19 protein-coding genes and 1 tRNA gene are annotated in these 17,569 nt (G+C 40.2%); 4 read left to right on the forward strand and 16 right to left on the reverse strand.

All coding sequences use genetic code 11. The annotated features are described in order from the left end of the window. Nucleotides 1-50: 50 nt before the first annotated feature. Nucleotides 51-479, forward strand: coding sequence for a YybH family protein (locus POV26_RS11755; protein WP_272856668.1), 429 nt, complete (start codon nucleotides 51-53; stop codon nucleotides 477-479). Here the strand turns inward: POV26_RS11755 and POV26_RS11760 are convergent. The 10 genes from POV26_RS11760 to ruvC form a co-directional block, all read right to left on the reverse strand. Beyond that, nucleotides 476-1,471, reverse strand: coding sequence for a metal-dependent hydrolase (locus POV26_RS11760; protein ID WP_272856669.1), 996 nt, complete (start codon nucleotides 1,469-1,471; stop codon nucleotides 476-478). The two genes, POV26_RS11755 and POV26_RS11760, sit on opposite strands and share 4 nt — an antisense overlap. 112 nt (nucleotides 1,472-1,583) lie before the next feature. Beyond that, on the reverse strand, nucleotides 1,584-2,408 hold the full coding sequence (locus POV26_RS11765) for a hypothetical protein (protein WP_272856670.1): 825 nt from the start codon (nucleotides 2,406-2,408) through the stop codon (nucleotides 1,584-1,586). A gap of 276 nt (nucleotides 2,409-2,684) precedes the next feature. Then, the gene (locus tag POV26_RS11770; protein ID WP_272856671.1) at nucleotides 2,685-4,478 is read right to left on the reverse strand and encodes a MutS-related protein; all 1,794 of its coding nucleotides are present in this window, start codon (nucleotides 4,476-4,478) and stop codon (nucleotides 2,685-2,687) included. Nucleotides 4,479-4,543: 65 nt separating this feature from the next. Further along, nucleotides 4,544-4,903 carry an MmcQ/YjbR family DNA-binding protein gene (locus POV26_RS11775; RefSeq protein WP_272856672.1) on the reverse strand — a complete coding sequence of 120 codons (360 nt, stop codon included), beginning with the start codon at nucleotides 4,901-4,903 and terminating at the stop codon, nucleotides 4,544-4,546. Nucleotides 4,904-4,948: 45 nt separating this feature from the next. After that, the gene (locus POV26_RS11780) at nucleotides 4,949-5,851 is read right to left on the reverse strand and encodes a transglutaminase domain-containing protein (RefSeq protein ID WP_272856673.1); all 903 of its coding nucleotides are present in this window, start codon (nucleotides 5,849-5,851) and stop codon (nucleotides 4,949-4,951) included. An 89-nt stretch (nucleotides 5,852-5,940) separates the two neighbouring features. Next, nucleotides 5,941-6,555 carry a DUF4230 domain-containing protein gene (locus POV26_RS11785; protein WP_272856674.1) on the reverse strand — a complete coding sequence of 205 codons (615 nt, stop codon included), beginning with the start codon at nucleotides 6,553-6,555 and terminating at the stop codon, nucleotides 5,941-5,943. Nucleotides 6,556-6,559: 4 nt separating this feature from the next. Then, nucleotides 6,560-6,910, reverse strand: coding sequence for a DUF4260 domain-containing protein (locus tag POV26_RS11790; RefSeq protein WP_272856675.1), 351 nt, complete (start codon nucleotides 6,908-6,910; stop codon nucleotides 6,560-6,562). A 1-nt stretch (nucleotide 6,911) separates the two neighbouring features. Then, nucleotides 6,912-7,679, reverse strand: coding sequence for a cyclase family protein (locus POV26_RS11795; protein ID WP_272856676.1), 768 nt, complete (start codon nucleotides 7,677-7,679; stop codon nucleotides 6,912-6,914). Nucleotides 7,680-7,747: 68 nt separating this feature from the next. Beyond that, a complete protein-coding gene (gene hemW / locus POV26_RS11800; protein ID WP_272856686.1) occupies nucleotides 7,748-8,941 on the reverse strand; it encodes a radical SAM family heme chaperone HemW in 1,194 nt (397 codons plus the stop codon). A 24-nt stretch (nucleotides 8,942-8,965) separates the two neighbouring features. Beyond that, complete coding sequence (gene ruvC, locus POV26_RS11805) at nucleotides 8,966-9,562, reverse strand: crossover junction endodeoxyribonuclease RuvC (RefSeq protein ID WP_272856677.1); 597 nt, start codon at nucleotides 9,560-9,562, stop codon at nucleotides 8,966-8,968. Between the two features lie 44 nt (nucleotides 9,563-9,606). Between ruvC and POV26_RS11810 the strand changes: the two genes are divergently transcribed. The 3 genes from POV26_RS11810 to POV26_RS11820 are packed head-to-tail and all read left to right on the forward strand — an operon-like array spanning nucleotide 9,607 to nucleotide 12,635. Then, nucleotides 9,607-10,563: a lysylphosphatidylglycerol synthase domain-containing protein gene (locus tag POV26_RS11810; protein WP_272856678.1), complete on the forward strand. Its 957-nt coding sequence runs from the start codon at nucleotides 9,607-9,609 to the stop codon at nucleotides 10,561-10,563. Next, on the forward strand, nucleotides 10,560-11,708 hold the full coding sequence (locus tag POV26_RS11815) for a glycosyltransferase family 2 protein (RefSeq protein ID WP_272856679.1): 1,149 nt from the start codon (nucleotides 10,560-10,562) through the stop codon (nucleotides 11,706-11,708). Before POV26_RS11810 ends, POV26_RS11815 begins: the two co-directional genes overlap by 4 nt. A 48-nt stretch (nucleotides 11,709-11,756) precedes the next feature. After that, nucleotides 11,757-12,635 carry a hypothetical protein gene (locus tag POV26_RS11820; protein WP_272856680.1) on the forward strand — a complete coding sequence of 293 codons (879 nt, stop codon included), beginning with the start codon at nucleotides 11,757-11,759 and terminating at the stop codon, nucleotides 12,633-12,635. On the opposite strand, the gene POV26_RS11825 is transcribed toward POV26_RS11820, so the two are convergent. From POV26_RS11825 to POV26_RS11850, 6 genes are all read right to left on the reverse strand, one after another. After that, nucleotides 12,636-13,115 (reverse strand): hypothetical protein, encoded by a 480-nt coding sequence (locus tag POV26_RS11825; RefSeq protein ID WP_272856681.1) that lies wholly within the window; start codon nucleotides 13,113-13,115, stop codon nucleotides 12,636-12,638. 313 nt (nucleotides 13,116-13,428) lie between these two features. Next, entirely contained in the window at nucleotides 13,429-14,511 is a 1,083-nt protein-coding gene (locus tag POV26_RS11830) for a tetratricopeptide repeat protein (protein ID WP_272856682.1), read from the reverse strand. After that, nucleotides 14,508-15,929: a M56 family metallopeptidase gene (locus POV26_RS11835; RefSeq protein ID WP_272856683.1), complete on the reverse strand. Its 1,422-nt coding sequence runs from the start codon at nucleotides 15,927-15,929 to the stop codon at nucleotides 14,508-14,510. Before POV26_RS11835 ends, POV26_RS11830 begins: the two co-directional genes overlap by 4 nt. Further along, a complete protein-coding gene (locus tag POV26_RS11840; RefSeq protein WP_272856684.1) occupies nucleotides 15,926-16,294 on the reverse strand; it encodes a BlaI/MecI/CopY family transcriptional regulator in 369 nt (122 codons plus the stop codon). The genes POV26_RS11835 and POV26_RS11840 overlap by 4 nt, the downstream gene beginning before the upstream one ends. A gap of 236 nt (nucleotides 16,295-16,530) precedes the next feature. Then, nucleotides 16,531-17,085, reverse strand: a complete 555-nt coding sequence (locus POV26_RS11845) for a nitroreductase family protein (protein ID WP_272856685.1) — start codon at nucleotides 17,083-17,085, stop codon at nucleotides 16,531-16,533. A gap of 296 nt (nucleotides 17,086-17,381) precedes the next feature. Further along, nucleotides 17,382-17,455: transfer RNA gene (locus tag POV26_RS11850), tRNA-Asp, on the reverse strand. Between the last annotated feature and the right edge of the window lie 114 nt (nucleotides 17,456-17,569).

Raw genomic sequence — 17,569 nt, forward strand, 5'->3', positions numbered from 1 at the left:
AAAATTTCCACCGCAGAGGCGCAGAGGACGCAAAGCAAAAACCATCTATTATGAAAAAACTACTTATAATTTTATGTTTTCTTACAACACTAAATGTAATTTCCCAAACCGAAGCCGCCGATAAAGAAGCAATCCTATCCGTATTGAAAACACAGGAAAACGCTTGGAACAACAACGACCTCGAAGGTTTTATGCAAGGTTATTGGAAAAGCGATTCCCTGAAATTCTACGGCAGCAAAGGAGTTACAAGCGGCTGGCAAAAAACGCTGGAAAATTACAAAAAAGGCTATCCTTCAAAGGAATATACCGGGACGTTGAGTTTTACAATTGAGGCAATCACCAAAATTGAAGCCAATTCGTATTACGTAATGGGCCAATTCCATTTGGTTCGCGCTGCGGGAAATGCGAACGGAGTCTTCCTTATTATTTTTAGGAAGATTGAAGGCGAATGGAAGATTATTGCAGATTTGAGTTGTTAATTTCCTTTAATGCGCGTCCAAAGATCGCCCAATAATTTTTTGGCATCGCGGGTATCTTTTTCCTCTTCGGTAACGGTTACCTCGTTTCCGGTTTTTTCGATTAGAAAGCTGAAGGCATACTTTTCCGCTTGCGGATCAACGCTCATCATCCCGAAACGCAAATCGTTTAAATAAATTCCCTCTTCCTTTTCAGAAACCGTGTACCAACCCTGGGTGATTTTTATAAGGCGTTGCACTTTGTCGTATTCCGCTAAATCGCCAAGGGCTTCGTGATTCTTCGGATGCGGATAAAACCGAATGGGTTTTGTATCAAAAAAAGAATAATCGCCTATCAAAAAAGCATCGTCGGTTTCCACATTTGCGGTCCATAAAATCGTGTTCAGCGGGCTGGGTTTTGTTTCCAAAGCGGAATAGGCAATCTTTTGCTTTTTCAGAGCGGATTCAAATTTTGAATAGGTGATTCCCTTCAGAACTATCGTAAGCAACATATAGGCACTGCTCACGATCAATCCCAGATTATTGAATTTCCTTCTTTTGATGCTTCCCCTTTTTTGAAGCATCGCCAATATCAGAAACACCAAAAACGGCAGCGTATAAAGCGGATCGATTACAAAAATATTCTTATACGCCAAGCGAATATCCAACGGCCAAAAAAGTTGCGTGCCCCAAGTAGTATGCGCGTCGAGCAACGGATGTGTAACGAAACACAGAAACCAAAACCACGACCATTCCTTTAAACTCGCCCGTTTATCCCAAAGGGAAAGCAGCCATCCAAAAAGCAGACCGAAAACCACTGCAAAAACAATGGAATGCGTAAACCCACGATGGATTTCCAAAGCGGTAACAGTATCGGTGAAATGGCTTGAAAGCACGTCCAAATCTGGAATTGTTCCAGCAATCGCGCCCAAGGCCATGGCTTTGTTACCGATCTTTTTGCCCAAGACCGCTTCGCCCACGGCAGCACCCAAAACTATTTGTGTTACTGAATCCATTAAAAGCTAATATTTACAATAGCCAAGCCGCGAAAATACACCCTTCTTCAATATAAAAAAAGGATGCTTTTTTTAAAACATCCTTTTCTAAAAAAGTATAATTTGTGAAGTTTTATTTTGAAAGTTCCGCCACTAAAGTATAGGCAGCATCACCGTGAATTCCCGTAAAATATTTGCCCCATTTTTTCCCACGCTGTTTTCCGGTATCTCCCGGCCAGGCTTGGTCAATCAATTCACTGTTTTTATCAAACATCTTTTCCATGTCGCACATAGAATCTACGAAAAATGCTTCAATAAATTCGGTTTTGTCGCTTCCCCAAGCGTGAACATTGGGATAGTAGCCTTTTATGTATTCGTTTTTTGAAAGGACTTTTGCGAAATTTTCGGCCCGCATTTCGTTAAATTCCTTTTGGGAACCATCCTCTGGAAAGGTAAAATGGGTCTTGCGAACGTAAAGCACTAAATCTTTTGTGTTATCCTGCGGTATTAACTTGGCGCCATCAATGGGAGCATAAATTTCGTCGGAGTGGTATATTGCCATATAACTGTCGCGATTTTTAAAAAATTTCCCTCTGGCCGTTTCGTCGGGCCAAGCCTGTTTGGCAAGCTCTTCGGCGCGTTCGGCAGCTTTTTCCATAGCTTCCCAGGATGGATAGGTCTGTACGTAAAGCACTTCGGAATTGTCCGGAGAAAAAAGGTGGGTGTAATAGGACGCCGAAATAATGTATTGGTTCTTGCTGACCACTTTTTGCAAATATTCCTTTTCTATAGCCTTCCAAGCATCCATGCTGAAATCGTCTTTATCCATGTTCCAGTGCATTGTAGTAACTGACAGGTATTTAGGCCGTTCCGCCTCATTCTGGGCGAACACACTAAAATTCAACAGAAACATAATTGATGCCATTGCAATAAACTTAAGGTTGGTGGTTGTTTTCATCTGTATATAATATTTGTTAAATAGGAAGAGCCAGCCTGCCGCACTGGCAGGGAATGCCCTACTGTACATCTTCCGTTGATTAATAATTGGTTCTTGGGCATTTCATAATTCCATAAAATTAAATTAGTATAAATGTTAAAATTGATTACTGTTTTAATCTTTGGGACAAAGTGAGGATAGTAAAAAAGCTAAAGTGAAGAATCCATAAGGAATAAAGCTTTTTTAAAAGTAAAGAAAAAATAATTATAAATGACTGTTTTTCTGATAATTATAAAATCAATCTACAATTTGCATTTTTTTCAGCAGAAAAGAGGCGTTCATATTTTGGCAAATTCCGGGTTTGAAGGTGTAGTCGAAAAAGAGTTCGTCGTTTTCTATTCGCGCATCGAAGAAATAATTTTTTACTTCGGGAAGTTCTTCCGCGGCAGCGCACAGACTTAAATCGTGGGTGGCGATGATTCCCGTGGAATTGCTGGCAACGAGTTTTTCCACAAATTTTCGGGAGCCGATAGCCTTGTCGGTGCTGTTTGTACCTTTCAGAATTTCATCGAGAATGATAAAATAACGGTCTGTTTTTATTTCGTCAACAATAAATTTCAGACGTTTCAATTCGCTGAAAAAGTAGGATTCGTCATCTGTCAAGCTATCGGTACTTCTCATGCTTGTAATGAGTTTTATGGGGTTGTATTCCGCCTTTTCGGCACAAACGGGTAAGCCAATATTTCCCATGACAATCTGAAGGGAAACGGTTCTTAAAAAAGTACTTTTCCCCGCCATATTCGCTCCCGTAACGATAAAGAATTCTTCGGAATTTATCTGGAAATCATTCCGCACCATCGTTGCTTCTTTCAACAATGGATGCCCGGCACCTTTCACTTTAAGGACGGGAATATCATCATTTATCTTTGGAAACACATAGTTGGGATGATTAAAGCTGAAATTTCCCAAACTGTTGTATGAGTCAAAAAAAGTAATCACGTCAAACCACACGGCAACGCTTTCTTTATGCGTTTCAATCCAAGCTTCAATGTTGTGGCTTTGCCGAAGATCGCGAAGCATAAAACCATTGGCAATAATACCAATGAGCATATTGCTGCGTTGGTCCAAAGCGTCCAAATGCTTGGCAAAATTCTTCAAAATAGCCGAAGCTTTTATTTCAGCATTAACCACTGAATTCCTTTTTTCCGAAAGCAATTCTGAAGAAAAATCCTGCTTTTCAATCTCCAGGATCAATTTGTGAAACTGCTCAAAAGTGCTTTGAATTTTTGACGTATGCGAAGAAAGATCGTTTACCTTTTTTAAATATTTTCCAGAGATTGCCAGCCCCAAAAAGAACCAGCCCGCAGTGGCGTAGCCCGAAACCAAATCAAGGTAGTTCAAGACAATCAATCCAACGGAAATAACCGAAAATACGAATGAAACCGGTTTGATCCATTTCGGGACAAAGGTTTTATAATTTTTTAGCCACGTGGTTACTTCGGTTGTGGATACTTCTGTTTTAACCAAGGAAGCAATTGCTGAAAACTGTTGTCGCCATTTGGGCATCAGCGCCAACTCATTAACGGCTTCTTGTTTTTTTGGAATCGCGTGGATTGCATTTTCAGTGAAAATCTTCGCCAAAAGATTGGCTCCGCTTTCCAAGGCAGTTCTGTTCACATATTGAAAAAAGGAACCACGCCCGAAAAGATCGATATCCTGACTGTAAAAATGGAGCGGATCCTTATATTTTTCGCCGGAAGGCAAATGATGGAAAACACGGTTCAGGACGTCTAGCTCAGTTTCATTTTGTTCAATCAACTTCCTTTTCAAATCCCGTTCATATTGCAAACCATTGTGTTTTGAAACCAAATAAACAAATGCCACAATTGCCGCCAAGATAATAACGACCAAAATTTTCACATTTCCGAAGCTATAGCCACTGGCAGGCAGGAAAAAGTAAACCCCAATACAGGCCAGCAAAAACACTACAAGCCTAATAGTGCTCGAAATCACGAGTTTTTGCTTTATTTTTTGAAGTTCCTCGGAATGGATTTCAATCTGTAATTTGTAAAAATCGAAAGGGTTGGGCATAGTTTTAAGTTAAACCTTTATGATAACCCTCGCAGGTCTTTGAGACCTGCGAGGTTTTTGGCTCTTTAGGATTTTTTCAGTTCTGCTTGTAGTTTTTTGGTAAGACTTTTTACCACCAATTCATAGGAGTGGTCTATCAATTCCAAAACCAGTTCGGGCGGTAAATTCCTTTCCAATTGTACGGTATTCCAGTGGACTTTGCTCATGTGATACCCGGGAAGTATCAATCCGTCATACGTTTCGCGAAGCTCGATGGCCCGTTCGGGATCACACTTTAAGTTTGCGGTTGCGGGATGTGTTTCCAAGCCTGTGAGGGCAAACATTTTGCCCATTACCTTAAAAACGAGGGTTTCTTCCCCAAAAGGGAAGGATTCGGTAACCCCTTTTTTTGAAATGCAATAATTTCGAAATTCCTCAATGTTCATTTTTCCTATTTATGCCTACAAGGTCTTTGGGCCCTGCAGCAAGTTTCAGTTTATCCTATACCCCAAGGCAGGCTTTCCGTCAAAATAGACGAGCAAGGTTTTTGCCCCGATGGTCAAAGGCACGTTAAATTTTATGCCGTTCGTTTCCCGTTCAATTTCTTCCACGGAAATTATCTCGGTTCCATAAGAATATGCAATTTTTTCAGGGTTTGTGTTTTTGACGGAGAACAGAATGGCGTCAAAATATTCATCTTCAAAAAGAACGCCCTTTGTCGGGAATTCAATATCCTTTGGCAACAGATTTTTCTCAATAATCAACGGCAGTTCCGAAAATTGGCTTTTGCTCAGCTTTTCATCCAAAAAGGCATCCTCAAACATATCGGGATAATGCGTTTTAATAAAAAGCTCGGGAGGTGTTTCAAAATAAAAATAGCTCGGTTCCGCAATAAATTTGCCATTGTATTTTCCAGCGCCCCAAGTGGCATCAAAAAGATAGGACTTACCGTCAATCGTGGCTACATTCCACATATGGATTCGTTTAAAAGGCCTTCCAATATCTGGAAAATTGGATTTTATATCGCCGCGTACCAAGTAGTTTTTTATTCCCTGCAGCTCGCACAGTTTTTCAAAAAGCATGGCATAGCCTTCACAAACGGCGACGCCATTTTGGAGGGTTCGCTGAATGATCTTTGCTCGAAGCTTTTCGTCCTTTTCGTTTCGTTCGCGATAGTTTGTAAAGGTGTAATCAAACCGTTTGTACTCGTCGGGATCGTATGCAATGTTTTGGATGATCCACGTGTAGATTGCCCTCACTTTATCCTTTTCCGAAGCAAAATCGCGGGCGATGAATTTTGAAAGTTTCTCCGGATTTTCAAAAGTGTTCGGATACATTGAAATTATGGCGTCCGCCCGTTCATAATCTTGGGCAAAAATTTTTGTGCCAATCAATATTATAAAAAGGAACGGAAATACCCTCTTGCCCCCCTCAAGGGGAGATTTTTTAAAGAAACCTAAAAAAAATTGGAGCGGTAAGAATTTCATTTTTTTGAGGCTATCTTTTTTGGGGTTTCCTGCACCAGCAGCGAGGTGTAATCCAGTTTCCAATTAATGGTTTCCACCAGCTTTTCCATTAGCTGGATGGTTTCCAAGGCTTGTTTGGAGGCTTCGTCAAAAAGGCCGCTTTCGGGAATCTTGTCAACGATGTGCTTTTTGGCTTCTTGGTTTATTTCGGTAAGATCTGTTGCCGTGAAGGGGTTTGCCCAACCCTCGCGTTTGTCGTAATATTTAAAATCGGTTTCAATGGTGAGCAGTTCGGGTTGCGGGAAATTGGTTAAAATAATAGTCTTGGTTTTGGTGTCCGCGTGCATTTTCACTTTTGTAAGGTCGAAACCAATATGTGCCTTGGCCTCAATCAGAATCAAGGCTTTCTTTTTCCCCAAAATCAAGTTCAGCCACTTGTCCTTTACACTTTCATAATGGAAGATTTCAGAAAAATCGCCTTCCACGGTAATGAATTTACACACGCTGCGGATTTTTTCCATCAAAATAACGGACTGTGTATTTACCTTTTCTTTTTTTCCGCCGCCAAAACGCGCGAAAAGGAAATAAGCCACAATGGCGCCCACGGCCAAACCTATAAATAGATATTCCATAATATTATTTTCCGATGCTTCCCAAATGTGTGTTTTTAAAACTGTCCGGATATTTCAATCCGTAGCCAAAAATTCTGTCGAAGGAAGCGTGTGAGAACAAAATTACGCCTATTAAAATTAACAGAGAATTGTTCAGATAAAATCCTGTTAAACCTATGGCAATCGCGACTGCTTTGTGATGAAAAACATTGTACGTGAAGGCGCCAATTTTTGAATTGACCAAATATCCGATCATTCCAATATCTGGGGTAAGCAACAATGCGGGGAACCACCACCAAGCATAGTCTAATTGTGAAAAGAGAAAAATTCCGAGGATAAATTGGGCCAATTCCTCAATTTTTAAAGTTGTCTTCATTTTATAAAATTTTATAGAGAACCGGTTTGCTGGGCGCGGCATCGTTTTCAAAGGAAGCCATCTGTAAATTGAGCAGATAGCTGCCGTCTTCAACGGAATCGGGAACGTAAATCAACTCGGTAATCGTGCAATCCGCTCGTGGGTTTTGTGGAAAATTCCAAAAAGCCTTGTGTGCCAAAAGTTTACCTTCGTCCTTTTCTTTATCAACGGAAGGAAGATCGATCAACAAATGTTTCACGCCGATTTCCCGTAAAAACAACGCCGCTTTTTCGTGAAGAAATGGCCAATTGGTATCGGACCAGTGCTTTGATCTTTTGATTGAAGAATTTGGAAGAGTTCTAATTACAATCGCTTCGGGCGTTTTTCCTTTTAAGGCTTTGGAAATGCTTTCTTCGGAAATAATTTCGTCCGCACCCCCCGCCCTCTCCATAGGAGCGGGAGCTTTGGGTTTTATTGAAATTACTTCTGCCAAAAAGAAAAAGGTTTTTAAGGCTTCGTTTACCGAATGAAATTCTTTTGAAATATGTCCAAAACACTCCGTATGTGTACCGTGGGCGTGCGGATTGAAAAACACATTGTTGAAATTTACCGAAGCACCTTCCGAAACCTTACCCGTCCAATCGCCCATTTTTACGGGCTCAATTATCGGTTGGTTTTGATACCACGCCAACGGATTTTCTTCCGAAGCCTGAAGAGGAATTGAAATATCCAGCGGTTTGGAAAGATCGATGTTAATTGATTTTCCTTTATGTTCAATTGTAGTTTTCATTCGCAAATTTTGAAAAAATAAAGATACGACATTCCCAGACCTAACAGGTCTTTAAGACCTGTTAGGTCTCAAACGAAAAACAAATCTGCCGCGATCCCATCGCTCAAAAATTTTCCTTTTTTTGAAATTTTCAGCGTACCGTTTTCGAGGATTAAAAGGTTGTTTTTTATAGGGTTTTCGGCTTGTTTCAACAGGTATTCCAAATAATTTTTTCCGAAATCCCTTTCAACCTTTTCCAAGGAAACACCTTTTTTGGTACGCAATCCCGTCATTATATATTCATTGTATTTGTCCTCTTTTGAAAGAATTTCAATTTCGGAAGGAAGAATTCCGTCTTCAATACTTTTTATATATTTTGTGTTGTTTGCCACATTCCAGCTTCTACTTTTTCCGTCATAACTGTGCGCTGACGGCCCGATGCCCAAATACGGCTTGCCTTCCCAATAGGCGGTATTGTTTCGCGAATGGAAACCGGGTTTTCCAAAATTTGAAAACTCATAGTTCTCCAACCCGGCTTTTTCGGTTTCGGAAAGTAAAATTTCGTAATGCTGTTTAGCTACTTCCTCATCCACGGGCGGCACGATTCCTTTTTCGATGAATTTTTTTAAGGCGGTTTTCGGCTCTACCGTCAAGGCATAACACGAAAGATGCGGCACATCAAGACTTAAGGCAATTTCAAGATTCTTTTTCCACCGCTCGTTGCCCATTCCGGGAATGCCGTAAATTAAATCGATACTGATGTTTTCAAAATATTGCTTTGCTTCCTTTATACACTCCAAAGCTTCGGAAGCGTTGTGGGCACGGTTCATCAGCTTTAAATCTTCTTCAAAAAAGGATTGGATGCCGATGGATAGACGGTTAATCCCCGCCCCGGCGGGCAGGCGTGAATTCGTTAATTCGTTAATTCGGGTCGCGGTTAAATCATCCGGGTTGGCTTCGAGGGTGATTTCTGCATTTTCTGAAACCTTAAAATTTGAATAAATAGTTTCAAAAATCTGTTGCAATTCTTCGGAAGAAAGCAAACTGGGCGTGCCGCCTCCAAAGTAGATGGTTTCAACTTCGCTCCCCATTTCCTCCTTCCGAAGTACCAATTCCTTGCAAAGCGCATTCACCAATTCACTTTTTTTCTTCAAGGAAGTGGAAAAATGAAAATCGCAATAATGGCACGCCTGTTTGCAAAAAGGGATATGGATATACAAGCCGCCCCCGCCCCCAAAGGGGGAGCTTTTATCGGTTTCGGCAATAGGCTTTTGTTTAAAAATCAACGCTTTATGGAATTTAAAAAACTATTTCTTTTTGCGTAAATCCACGTTCAGCACTCCCCCTTTGGGGGTTGGGGGGCTATTCTGTTTCACAAAAGCTGCCCAACCCGTGTAGCTTTTCCCGGTCTCAATTTTTCCGGAATTGTAAAAATGGCAAACGGCAGCCGCCAAACCGTCGGTACTGTCGAGGTTTTTTGGCAATTCTTTCAACTGTAAAAGGCCCTGCAACATTTTCGCAACCTGTTCCTTACTGGCGTTTCCGTTGCCCGTAATGGCCATTTTTATTTTTTTTGGGGAATATTCGGTTATGGGAATTTGCCGCGAAAGTCCCGCTGCCATTGCTACGCCCTGTGCTCTACCGAGTTTTAACATGGATTGAACATTCTTTCCGAAGAAGGGTGCCTCAATGGCAATTTCGTCGGGATTGTGGGTATCAATTAGCTCCACGGTACGCTCAAAAATTAATTTCAGTTTTAGGTAATGGTCATCATATTTTTTTAGTTGCAGCTCGTTCAGTTGCATAAACTGCATCTGTTTGCCCACCACTTTTATAAGGCCGAAACCCATAATGGTGGTTCCGGGGTCAATTCCTAAAATTATTTTTTCTGTTTCGGTTTTCATACTCATGGGATTCCCGCTTTCGGGGGAATTAGTATTTTAGCAACATGATTGCCATCTCCCACAAAACTAAACAATATCTGCTCGTCACCGCCAAGGTTTTGATTATTGGGTTGACTTTTGGGTATATTTTTTATAAAATCAGCTATACTAAATCGTTGGGTTTCTCAGAGTTTAAAGCTACAATCGCCGCTCAGGCCAGCGTTTCGGGGTATTTACTTTTGCTCTTTTTGGTTTTGGCCGCTGCAAATTGGTACTTTGAAATCCTGAAATGGCAAAGTTTGGTTTCCGTAATCCAAAAAATGAATTTCCAAACGGCAATGAAGCAAAGCCTTGCATCACTAACGGTTTCATTGGCAACGCCCAACCGGATTGGCGAATATGGCGCGAAGGCCCTATTTTTTGAAAATTCAAAACGGAAAAAGGTTTTGTTGCTCAATTTCTTTTCCAGCGGGTCACAAATGCTTGTCACAACACTTTTTGGAATACTTGGGCTGCTGTACTTTCTTCGAAATTTCAACGTGGCCTATTCCGTGAAAACGCTCTGTTATTTTGGGATTGGAGTGATTTTGCTTTTCGCAATCGGTTATTATTTTAAAGAAAAGGAATTGCTGATGAAGGGATTTTCCTTTTCAAAAGTATTCCAATTTTTCAAACAGATTCCTTTTCGAATAAAACGAAACGTGCTGCTGTTTTCCATGTTTCGCTACATAATTTTCAGCGGCATGTTTTATGGATTGTTGCAATTTTTTGGTGCCGAAATCGCTTTTTTTGACGCCATGCTCCTCATTTTCACCATGTATTTTCTCGTTTCAATAGTCCCAACGTTTTTCATTTTTGACGTTGTAATCCGCGGAGGCGTTGCCGTTTGGCTGTTTTCATTTGTAAACGTTTCTGAATTTGCCGTTTTGGCAACCGTACTCACAATTTGGATTTTCAACTTTGTGCTTCCGGCGCTTTTGGGAAGTTTTTATGTGCTCACCTATCAACCTACCACCCGATGATCCTGGGCTTTTTTATTCTTTTCGCCATATACTTTTACAGTATGGTTTTTATAGTTTTGGGCTATAGAAATGTTCGCTTTTTTTCTTCCTCCGAAATGGCGGACAAGCCCAAAGAAATAAGACCCGCAACCCGTTTCAGTGTTGTAATTCCTTTTAGAAATGAAGCAGAGAATCTTCCAAATCTTTTGAAAACCATACATGGATTGAAATATCCTTCGGAAATGTTTGAGCTTATTTTTGTGAACGATGCTTCCGAAGATATTTCCGAAGCAATTATTTCCGAAGCGATGGAAAAGAGCAGGTTTTCAATAAAACTGATCCAAAACGAACGCATCTCCAATTCCCCAAAAAAGGATGCCATTTCCAAAGCAATCAAAAACTCAGACTATGAATGGATTGTAACTACCGACGCAGATTGTGAGCTTCCGAAAAACTTGTTGAAAACTTTGGATGGTTTTATTCAAAAAAGTAATCCCGTAATGGTCTGCGGGCCCGTTATTTATAAGTCCAACGGAAGTTTTATCGAAAATTTCCAGCAATTGGACGGTTTGAGCCTGCAGGCGGTGACCATTGGCAGTTTTGGACTGAACAATCCGCTGCTCTGCAACGGTGCCAATCTGGCCTATAAAAAGGAGGCTTTTCTAAAAGTGAACGGTTTTTCGGGCAATGACCACCTTGCCAGCGGCGATGATATTTTTCTGTTTGAAAAGTTGAAAAAAGCATTTCCGAAACGGGTGCGATTTTTAAAGTCAGAAGAGGCCATCGTTTTCACAAAACCGCAACAAACTTGGAAAACCGTTATAAACCAGCGGATCCGTTGGGCTTCCAAAACTACAAAACAGAACAATCCGGTTTCCATGTTTTTGGGAATCCTTGTTTTTTTAGTGAATCTTTCCGTTTTGGCATTTCCCTTTTTTATGATTTTCGATACCGGTAATCTTGGCTTTTATTTGCTGCTAATTGCCATAAAAATCATTGTGGATTACGTAGTGATTCAACAAACCGCTTCCCTTTTTGGCAACAAGCTCTTCTTTTGGAAATTTTTGCTACAAACTTATATGTATGCCCTCATTGTTTTGATTGTTACCTTGGGAAGTTTTCGAGGAAACTATTCCTGGAAAGGGCGAACCTTCGAAAAACAATGATAAATTGATTTAATTTTTTACCTTAGCCCTACTTTAAATTGTGCCCTTATGAAATCGCTCCTTTCCCTTTTCGTTTTGTTTCTTTTACTTTCCGCAGGAACGCTGCAGGCGCAGCAACAATACACCGTTGATGGCCAAACCTATACTTTGCATACCGAAGTGGAAGGCACATTGACGTTGCTTTGGAATACCGTGGACGGCGAATACCGCTATTTTTCAAAAAAAGGAAACGACATTCAAGAATTGAAAAACACAAAACAGAACGGCGATTACCAAGAGGAATACAAGGAAACGCTGAAGCAGCAAACCAGTGATGCCGTAGTTTCAACAGAAAATGTGAAACTAACCCTGCCCAGTTTAAGCGCTTTTTTTGTGGAGTACAACAAAAAGAAAGACCCCAATTTTGTTGAGGAGAAAAAATCCGTCCAACTTGATTTTCGGCTTGGCGCCTTTGCAGGGATGAGCAACAGTATTTATACCGAAAATCCTACCAATGCCTTGCAGCCAGTAGCTGGAATAGATTTAGAATTAGTGGATGCCGTAAAGCTGAAAAGACACGCCATGGTATTGCGCTTTAAGCAGACTTTTGAAAGTAGTGACTATAAATATTCCGCTTCGCAGTTTTCTTTGAACTATCGGTTTAAATTTGTGAAAACACCAAAGTTTGATGCTTTTGTAAATGCAAAATTTGCGGCCCTCACCTTTTCAAGTAGGGAATATACCGTTATTCCCTTTGGCGGACCGGCACAGGTTTATAAAGAATCAGGCAGTGATTTCAATGCCCCCGTAACCTTCGGAATTGGGGCGGATTACAAAGTCGGTAATGGTTACATAACCTTTAGTTACAACGACATCGTGGGTTTAAACGTGGAAAGCAACGACGAGTTTCCCGTAGATTTTACGCTTGGCTATAAATTCAATCTGTAATCAATTGGTTTTGATTATTACGGGAAGCGTGAATTGGGTCTTTACCGGAATTCCGCGTTTATAGGCCGGTGCCACGGGCTTTAGCGAATCGATACTCTGCAAAAGCCACGTTTCCAAATTTGGAAATTCTTGCTGTAAAGCCGTGTCCATTTTTATTTCCAAAATAGCGAGTTCGCCTTTGCTGCTCACTTCAAAATTTACTTTTACGGTATCGTAAACCTCGCGCGTTGCAACCATCCCTTCGTGGTTAATGGATTTATAGAGTTGTGAACTGATGGTATTTATAAAACAATCTTTCTGTTCGGGCTTTTCCAAAATGCTATCGCAGTTCGAAAAAGAGGGGTAGCGGTCCACATCTTTCCAATCGATGGTTTTAATTTCTTGGTTGTAAATTTCTTCCGAAGAAACTTTTTCGGTCTCAAAAAACTGGCAGGAAGTTGCCAGCAGCAGGAATGCGACAAAAAGAAAGAAGTGCTTCATTTCAGAAAAATGTTCTACTGGGAAAGGTACAAATTTACTGAAACTTAATTCTTTGAAAAGCTAAGTTGTTGTTTATTAAAAAAGACCCCAAAGGTTTTCCTCCTCCGGCGGATAAGTGAAAACCTTTGGAGTCTCGGTTTGGCACAATATCATCCCGCAGGGATGAAATATGTATAGAAAGAGACAATCCGTCTGGGGTACGACCCCGATGGGGTCGAATATATTTGTGGGTTTTGTTGCTATAAATATTTGAACCCTTCGGGTTCTGGGGTTTTAAAAAACCTGATAGGTCTTTGGAGGTCTGGTATAAAAGTTAATGTCCCGAAAAGTGAAGTTCCTTTTTTAAATCGCTTACACGTTGTTTTGCCAGTTCCCACATGCGTCCATTTTCGGAATAATGCTTTAAATAATCTTCATAAAAATCCAGCACTACTTTTTTATCTGCGAAATAATTATCCGCCGATACAGCCAGCAAATACAAGGCTAATTCGTTTTTTGGATTATTGATTAATGCCTTTTTTAACGCCTTCATTTCATCTTTATAATTCCCTTGCCGCTTATAATTTTTTGCCAATTCCATATAACTTTCCGATAGCGGGATTTCCTGAAGTCCTATGGCAATATTTAAATGATTTTCAGCTTTCTTATAATCCTTTAAACTTCTATATAACGAGGCTACTTCAATATGCCACTTAGGGTTTTTATCATCAAATTTTTCGAATAATATTTTATACTGGGCCAATGCCTTTTCAAATTGATTTGTATAGGAATAACAGGACGCCAAATTTTCGTGAATCTGGACATTGCTCTCCCCAAAACCAATCAATTTAATATATGTGGAAATGGCATCGTGGCAATCTTTGGTGTAGAACTGTTTCAAAGCAAGCAGATTTAGGAACCGAACGCTGTTGCTATCCGCAGACAATCCTTTATTTACAAAAGATTCGGATTCTTTAAATTTTCTGTTTTCAATATAGTTACGGGCAATTTTATAGGCTGAATTGATATGGTTTGTATCCAAAAAATATACTTTTTTGTATTCCTCAATTGCCGTGGAATCATTTTGGGCTTCTTTTATAAGTGCGCGTTGATATATAAAATTTGGATTGTTCGGGAAAGTTTCCGTTAACTTTTCAAAAATGCTGTCTGCCATTCGAAATTTTGATGATTGTGCCAATAGCTTTGCATAATCGAATTGCAACTGCGTATTTTCATTTTCTTCTGAAATTGCCCTTTCATAACAATAGAGCGCTTTGGAAATATTGCCGTTTGCCTCATATACTTTGGCTAATTTGTAAAGGCTATCCACTTTTTGCGGAATGGCATAAGCCGAAGTATTTTGTGCTTCGGCCTGCAATGAAAACATTAGAATACAGAATAATACTAATTTCTTCATTCCACCACGTCAAAAACAATGGGCAGGGAATACAGCACGCCCACTTTTTCGCCTTTCTGCTCGCCCGGCTGCATTTGTGGGAGCAATTTTACTACGCGAACGGCTTCGGCCTCCAGTTCCGGTTTTGGGGCGCGGGCACGCACATCTGTTATTCTTCCTGTTTTGTCAATTTTAAATTGGACGGCGATGCGCTGTCTGCCCTCTAAGTCCAGTTCTTTCCCCAAACCGATGTTGAAGTTTGAATTTACAAATTCGGCGATTTTTTGCGACATGCATTTTTTCATCTCCTCGTTATCGGATCCGGAGCAGCCGGGAAAAACGGGCACTTTTTCAATAGCGGCAAACGGAACGGGTAAATCGCCTCCATCTGTGGTTTCATCCAAATATTCCTGCACCGAGGTGTAAACCTTATCGCCGGGCCGAGCTTCGGTAGTGAGCAATTTCAGTGCCTTTTCCTCCTCGGGGGTCATTTCGCCCTTTTTCATAATGGCTTCGGCCAGTTCGTTGATTTTGTTCATCACTTCGGAATCCGACTGTTGGGAAGTTTGCGCTTCCTCTGCTTTTGGGTCATTGCTGCAAGCGGTGTAAATTAACATGCCGCAGATTGCCGGAACTAACAGTAAATACTTCAGCTGCGCGGTTTTTTGAGATTTTGATTTTTGTAACATAACGATTCGTTTTTTGATTAATGACTGATTGAAAAATGTATTGATGAATGATATTTTTTCGGTCTGGAAGACTTCGGAAAGTAAATTTTGATAGTATTGTTTTTTGTCTTTTTGAATTGTCACTTTTGCATCCGCAATAAATTCGTGAAGTGTGGCAATTCTATTTTGAAACAAATAAACCATAGGATTGAACCAAAAGATGATGCGGAGCATTTCAAAAAACAGCAGATCCAGTGAATGTCTTTGTTGGATGTGTATTTTTTCGTGTGCAATGATGCTGGCCTTGCTTTCTTCGGAAATGTTTTCGCCCAAAAATATGATGTTGAAAAAGGAAAAAGCGGTGTCGGTTTTGGGAAGGATAATCAATTTATAGTTAGCAAATTTCTCCATGTTTCCCATAAATTTCAGCCTACTTATTTTGTACAATTTCCAACAAAAAACCAACGCGCTGATACCCATTCCGAAAATCCAAACGCCCATCAAATTGGGTTGCCACAATGTGTTTCCACTGGCAATTGTATCCGAAGTTTCGCCGCCAAGGATTATCGCGGGAAGTTGAAATATATATTCCTGTGGAATGTTTTGTTGAAAAAAACCGATACTAATGAAGGGTAGAATGCAAGCCAAAATTGGGGTCGATAAAAGATAAATCCTGTTCAAATTGAAAAATGTTTCCTTTTTCAGAAAGAGGTCATATACCGCCAAAAACAGCAATTGAAAAACGAGTATTTGTATAATGGCATGTATCATTTTTCAGTCTTTTCAGAATTAATTTCCTTCATAATAGCTTCCATTTCCTGGATGCTGATGTCGTTTTTCTTCATAAAAAAGGAAACCATGCTTTTAAAGGAGCCTTGAAAATAGCCGTCCATCAGTTTGTTTAAGGATTGATTGCTGTATTCGGTTTTCTTCACTTTCGGGAAATAAACGTGGCCGCGCCCTTCCTTTCTGTAATCTACAAAATCCTTGCTCTCCAAAATCCGGACGATCGTAGAAACGGTATTATATGCCGGTTTTGGCTCCGGTAATTTCTCTATAATTGAAGCAACATTGGCCTCCTCCAAATCCCAAAGGATCTGCATAATGTCTTCTTCCGCTTTTGTTAGTTGTTTCATGTTTCAGTGTTCAGTGTTCAGTGTTCAGTGTTCAGTGTTCAGTGTTCAGTGTTCAGTGTTCAGTGTTCAGTGTTCAGTGTTCAGTGTTCAGTGTTCAGTGTTCAAATGTAACTAAAAAATTAGTTCAAACTAATTTTTTAGTTGTTAAATTTTTAAATAAAAAAGACCCCACAGGTTTTTGAAACCTGTGAGGTCTTACGTATGTGCTTTGGATCCTAAATCCAGAACTTTGAATCTTACATCCAAACAGTTTTTTCTTCAATGGAGGTTTTACGGGTTCCCTCGGGCAGTTCGCCGTCGTATTTTCCCAAGTAGAAAAACCCTAGGCATCGTTCTCCTTCTTCCATTTGGACAAACTTATCCATATATTTTATAATTCCCGGTGAGCTCCAGTACCCCCCTATTTTCATTTCGGAAGCGGCGAGCCACATATTTTGGACTGCCATTGCGGTTGAGGCGATCTCTTCCCATTCCGGCAAGCTTTCCTTTGGATCTCTTTGAAAGCAAATAACTATTACACATTTGGCTTTAACCGGATTTTCGATAAACTTGTTATAGGTGTTCTCCGAGAATTTTTCTGAAGTATTTTTATAGGTTTCAGCCAAAAATTTTCCAAGGCCAATTTGCGAAAGACCGTGAAAAACCTTGAAGCGCCAAGGCTCTGTGCGTTTATGGGTCGGTGCCCAATTTGCGCTTTCAAGTATGGCCAAAACTTCTTCTTTGGAAATGGGTTGATTGTTGTATTGTGCAGGAAAAACCGCGCGGCGGTTCTTTATAATTTCTGAGATCATATTTTTAATTTGGCTCGTGAAGATAGTAAAACCCTTTTTGAAAAAAAACAATTTCAGCTGAATGTGGGAACTTTAAAAACGATGTATTGCTATCCAAAATTTTGAGAAACAAGAAAAGTCTCCTAAAAAGACTCCTTTTAATTTCAAAAAATTTAAGGTAAAAGGAGTGGTAACACCCAAAAACAAAAAAAGCCCATCCTAATGGATAAGCTTCTCATCGGTCTTCCCGATAGCTATCGGGATCAAACCACAAAGTATTAAACTAAATTTAATACTTCAACACAACATTTTAGTTGCGGTCTGGACGAGACTCGAACTCGCGACCCCCTGCGTGACAGGCAGGTATTCTAACCAACTGAACTACCAGACCAATATTATAATCCGTTTAAAACGGGAACCGACAACAGTCGATTGTTAATATTGCTACAGCCTATTTAAAGATATAGGCAAATCTATTTCTATCATCAGGTATTCTAACCATCCC

The sequence above is a fragment of the Aequorivita todarodis genome, assembly GCF_028561335.1.
GTDB lineage: Bacteria > Bacteroidota > Bacteroidia > Flavobacteriales > Flavobacteriaceae > Aequorivita > Aequorivita todarodis.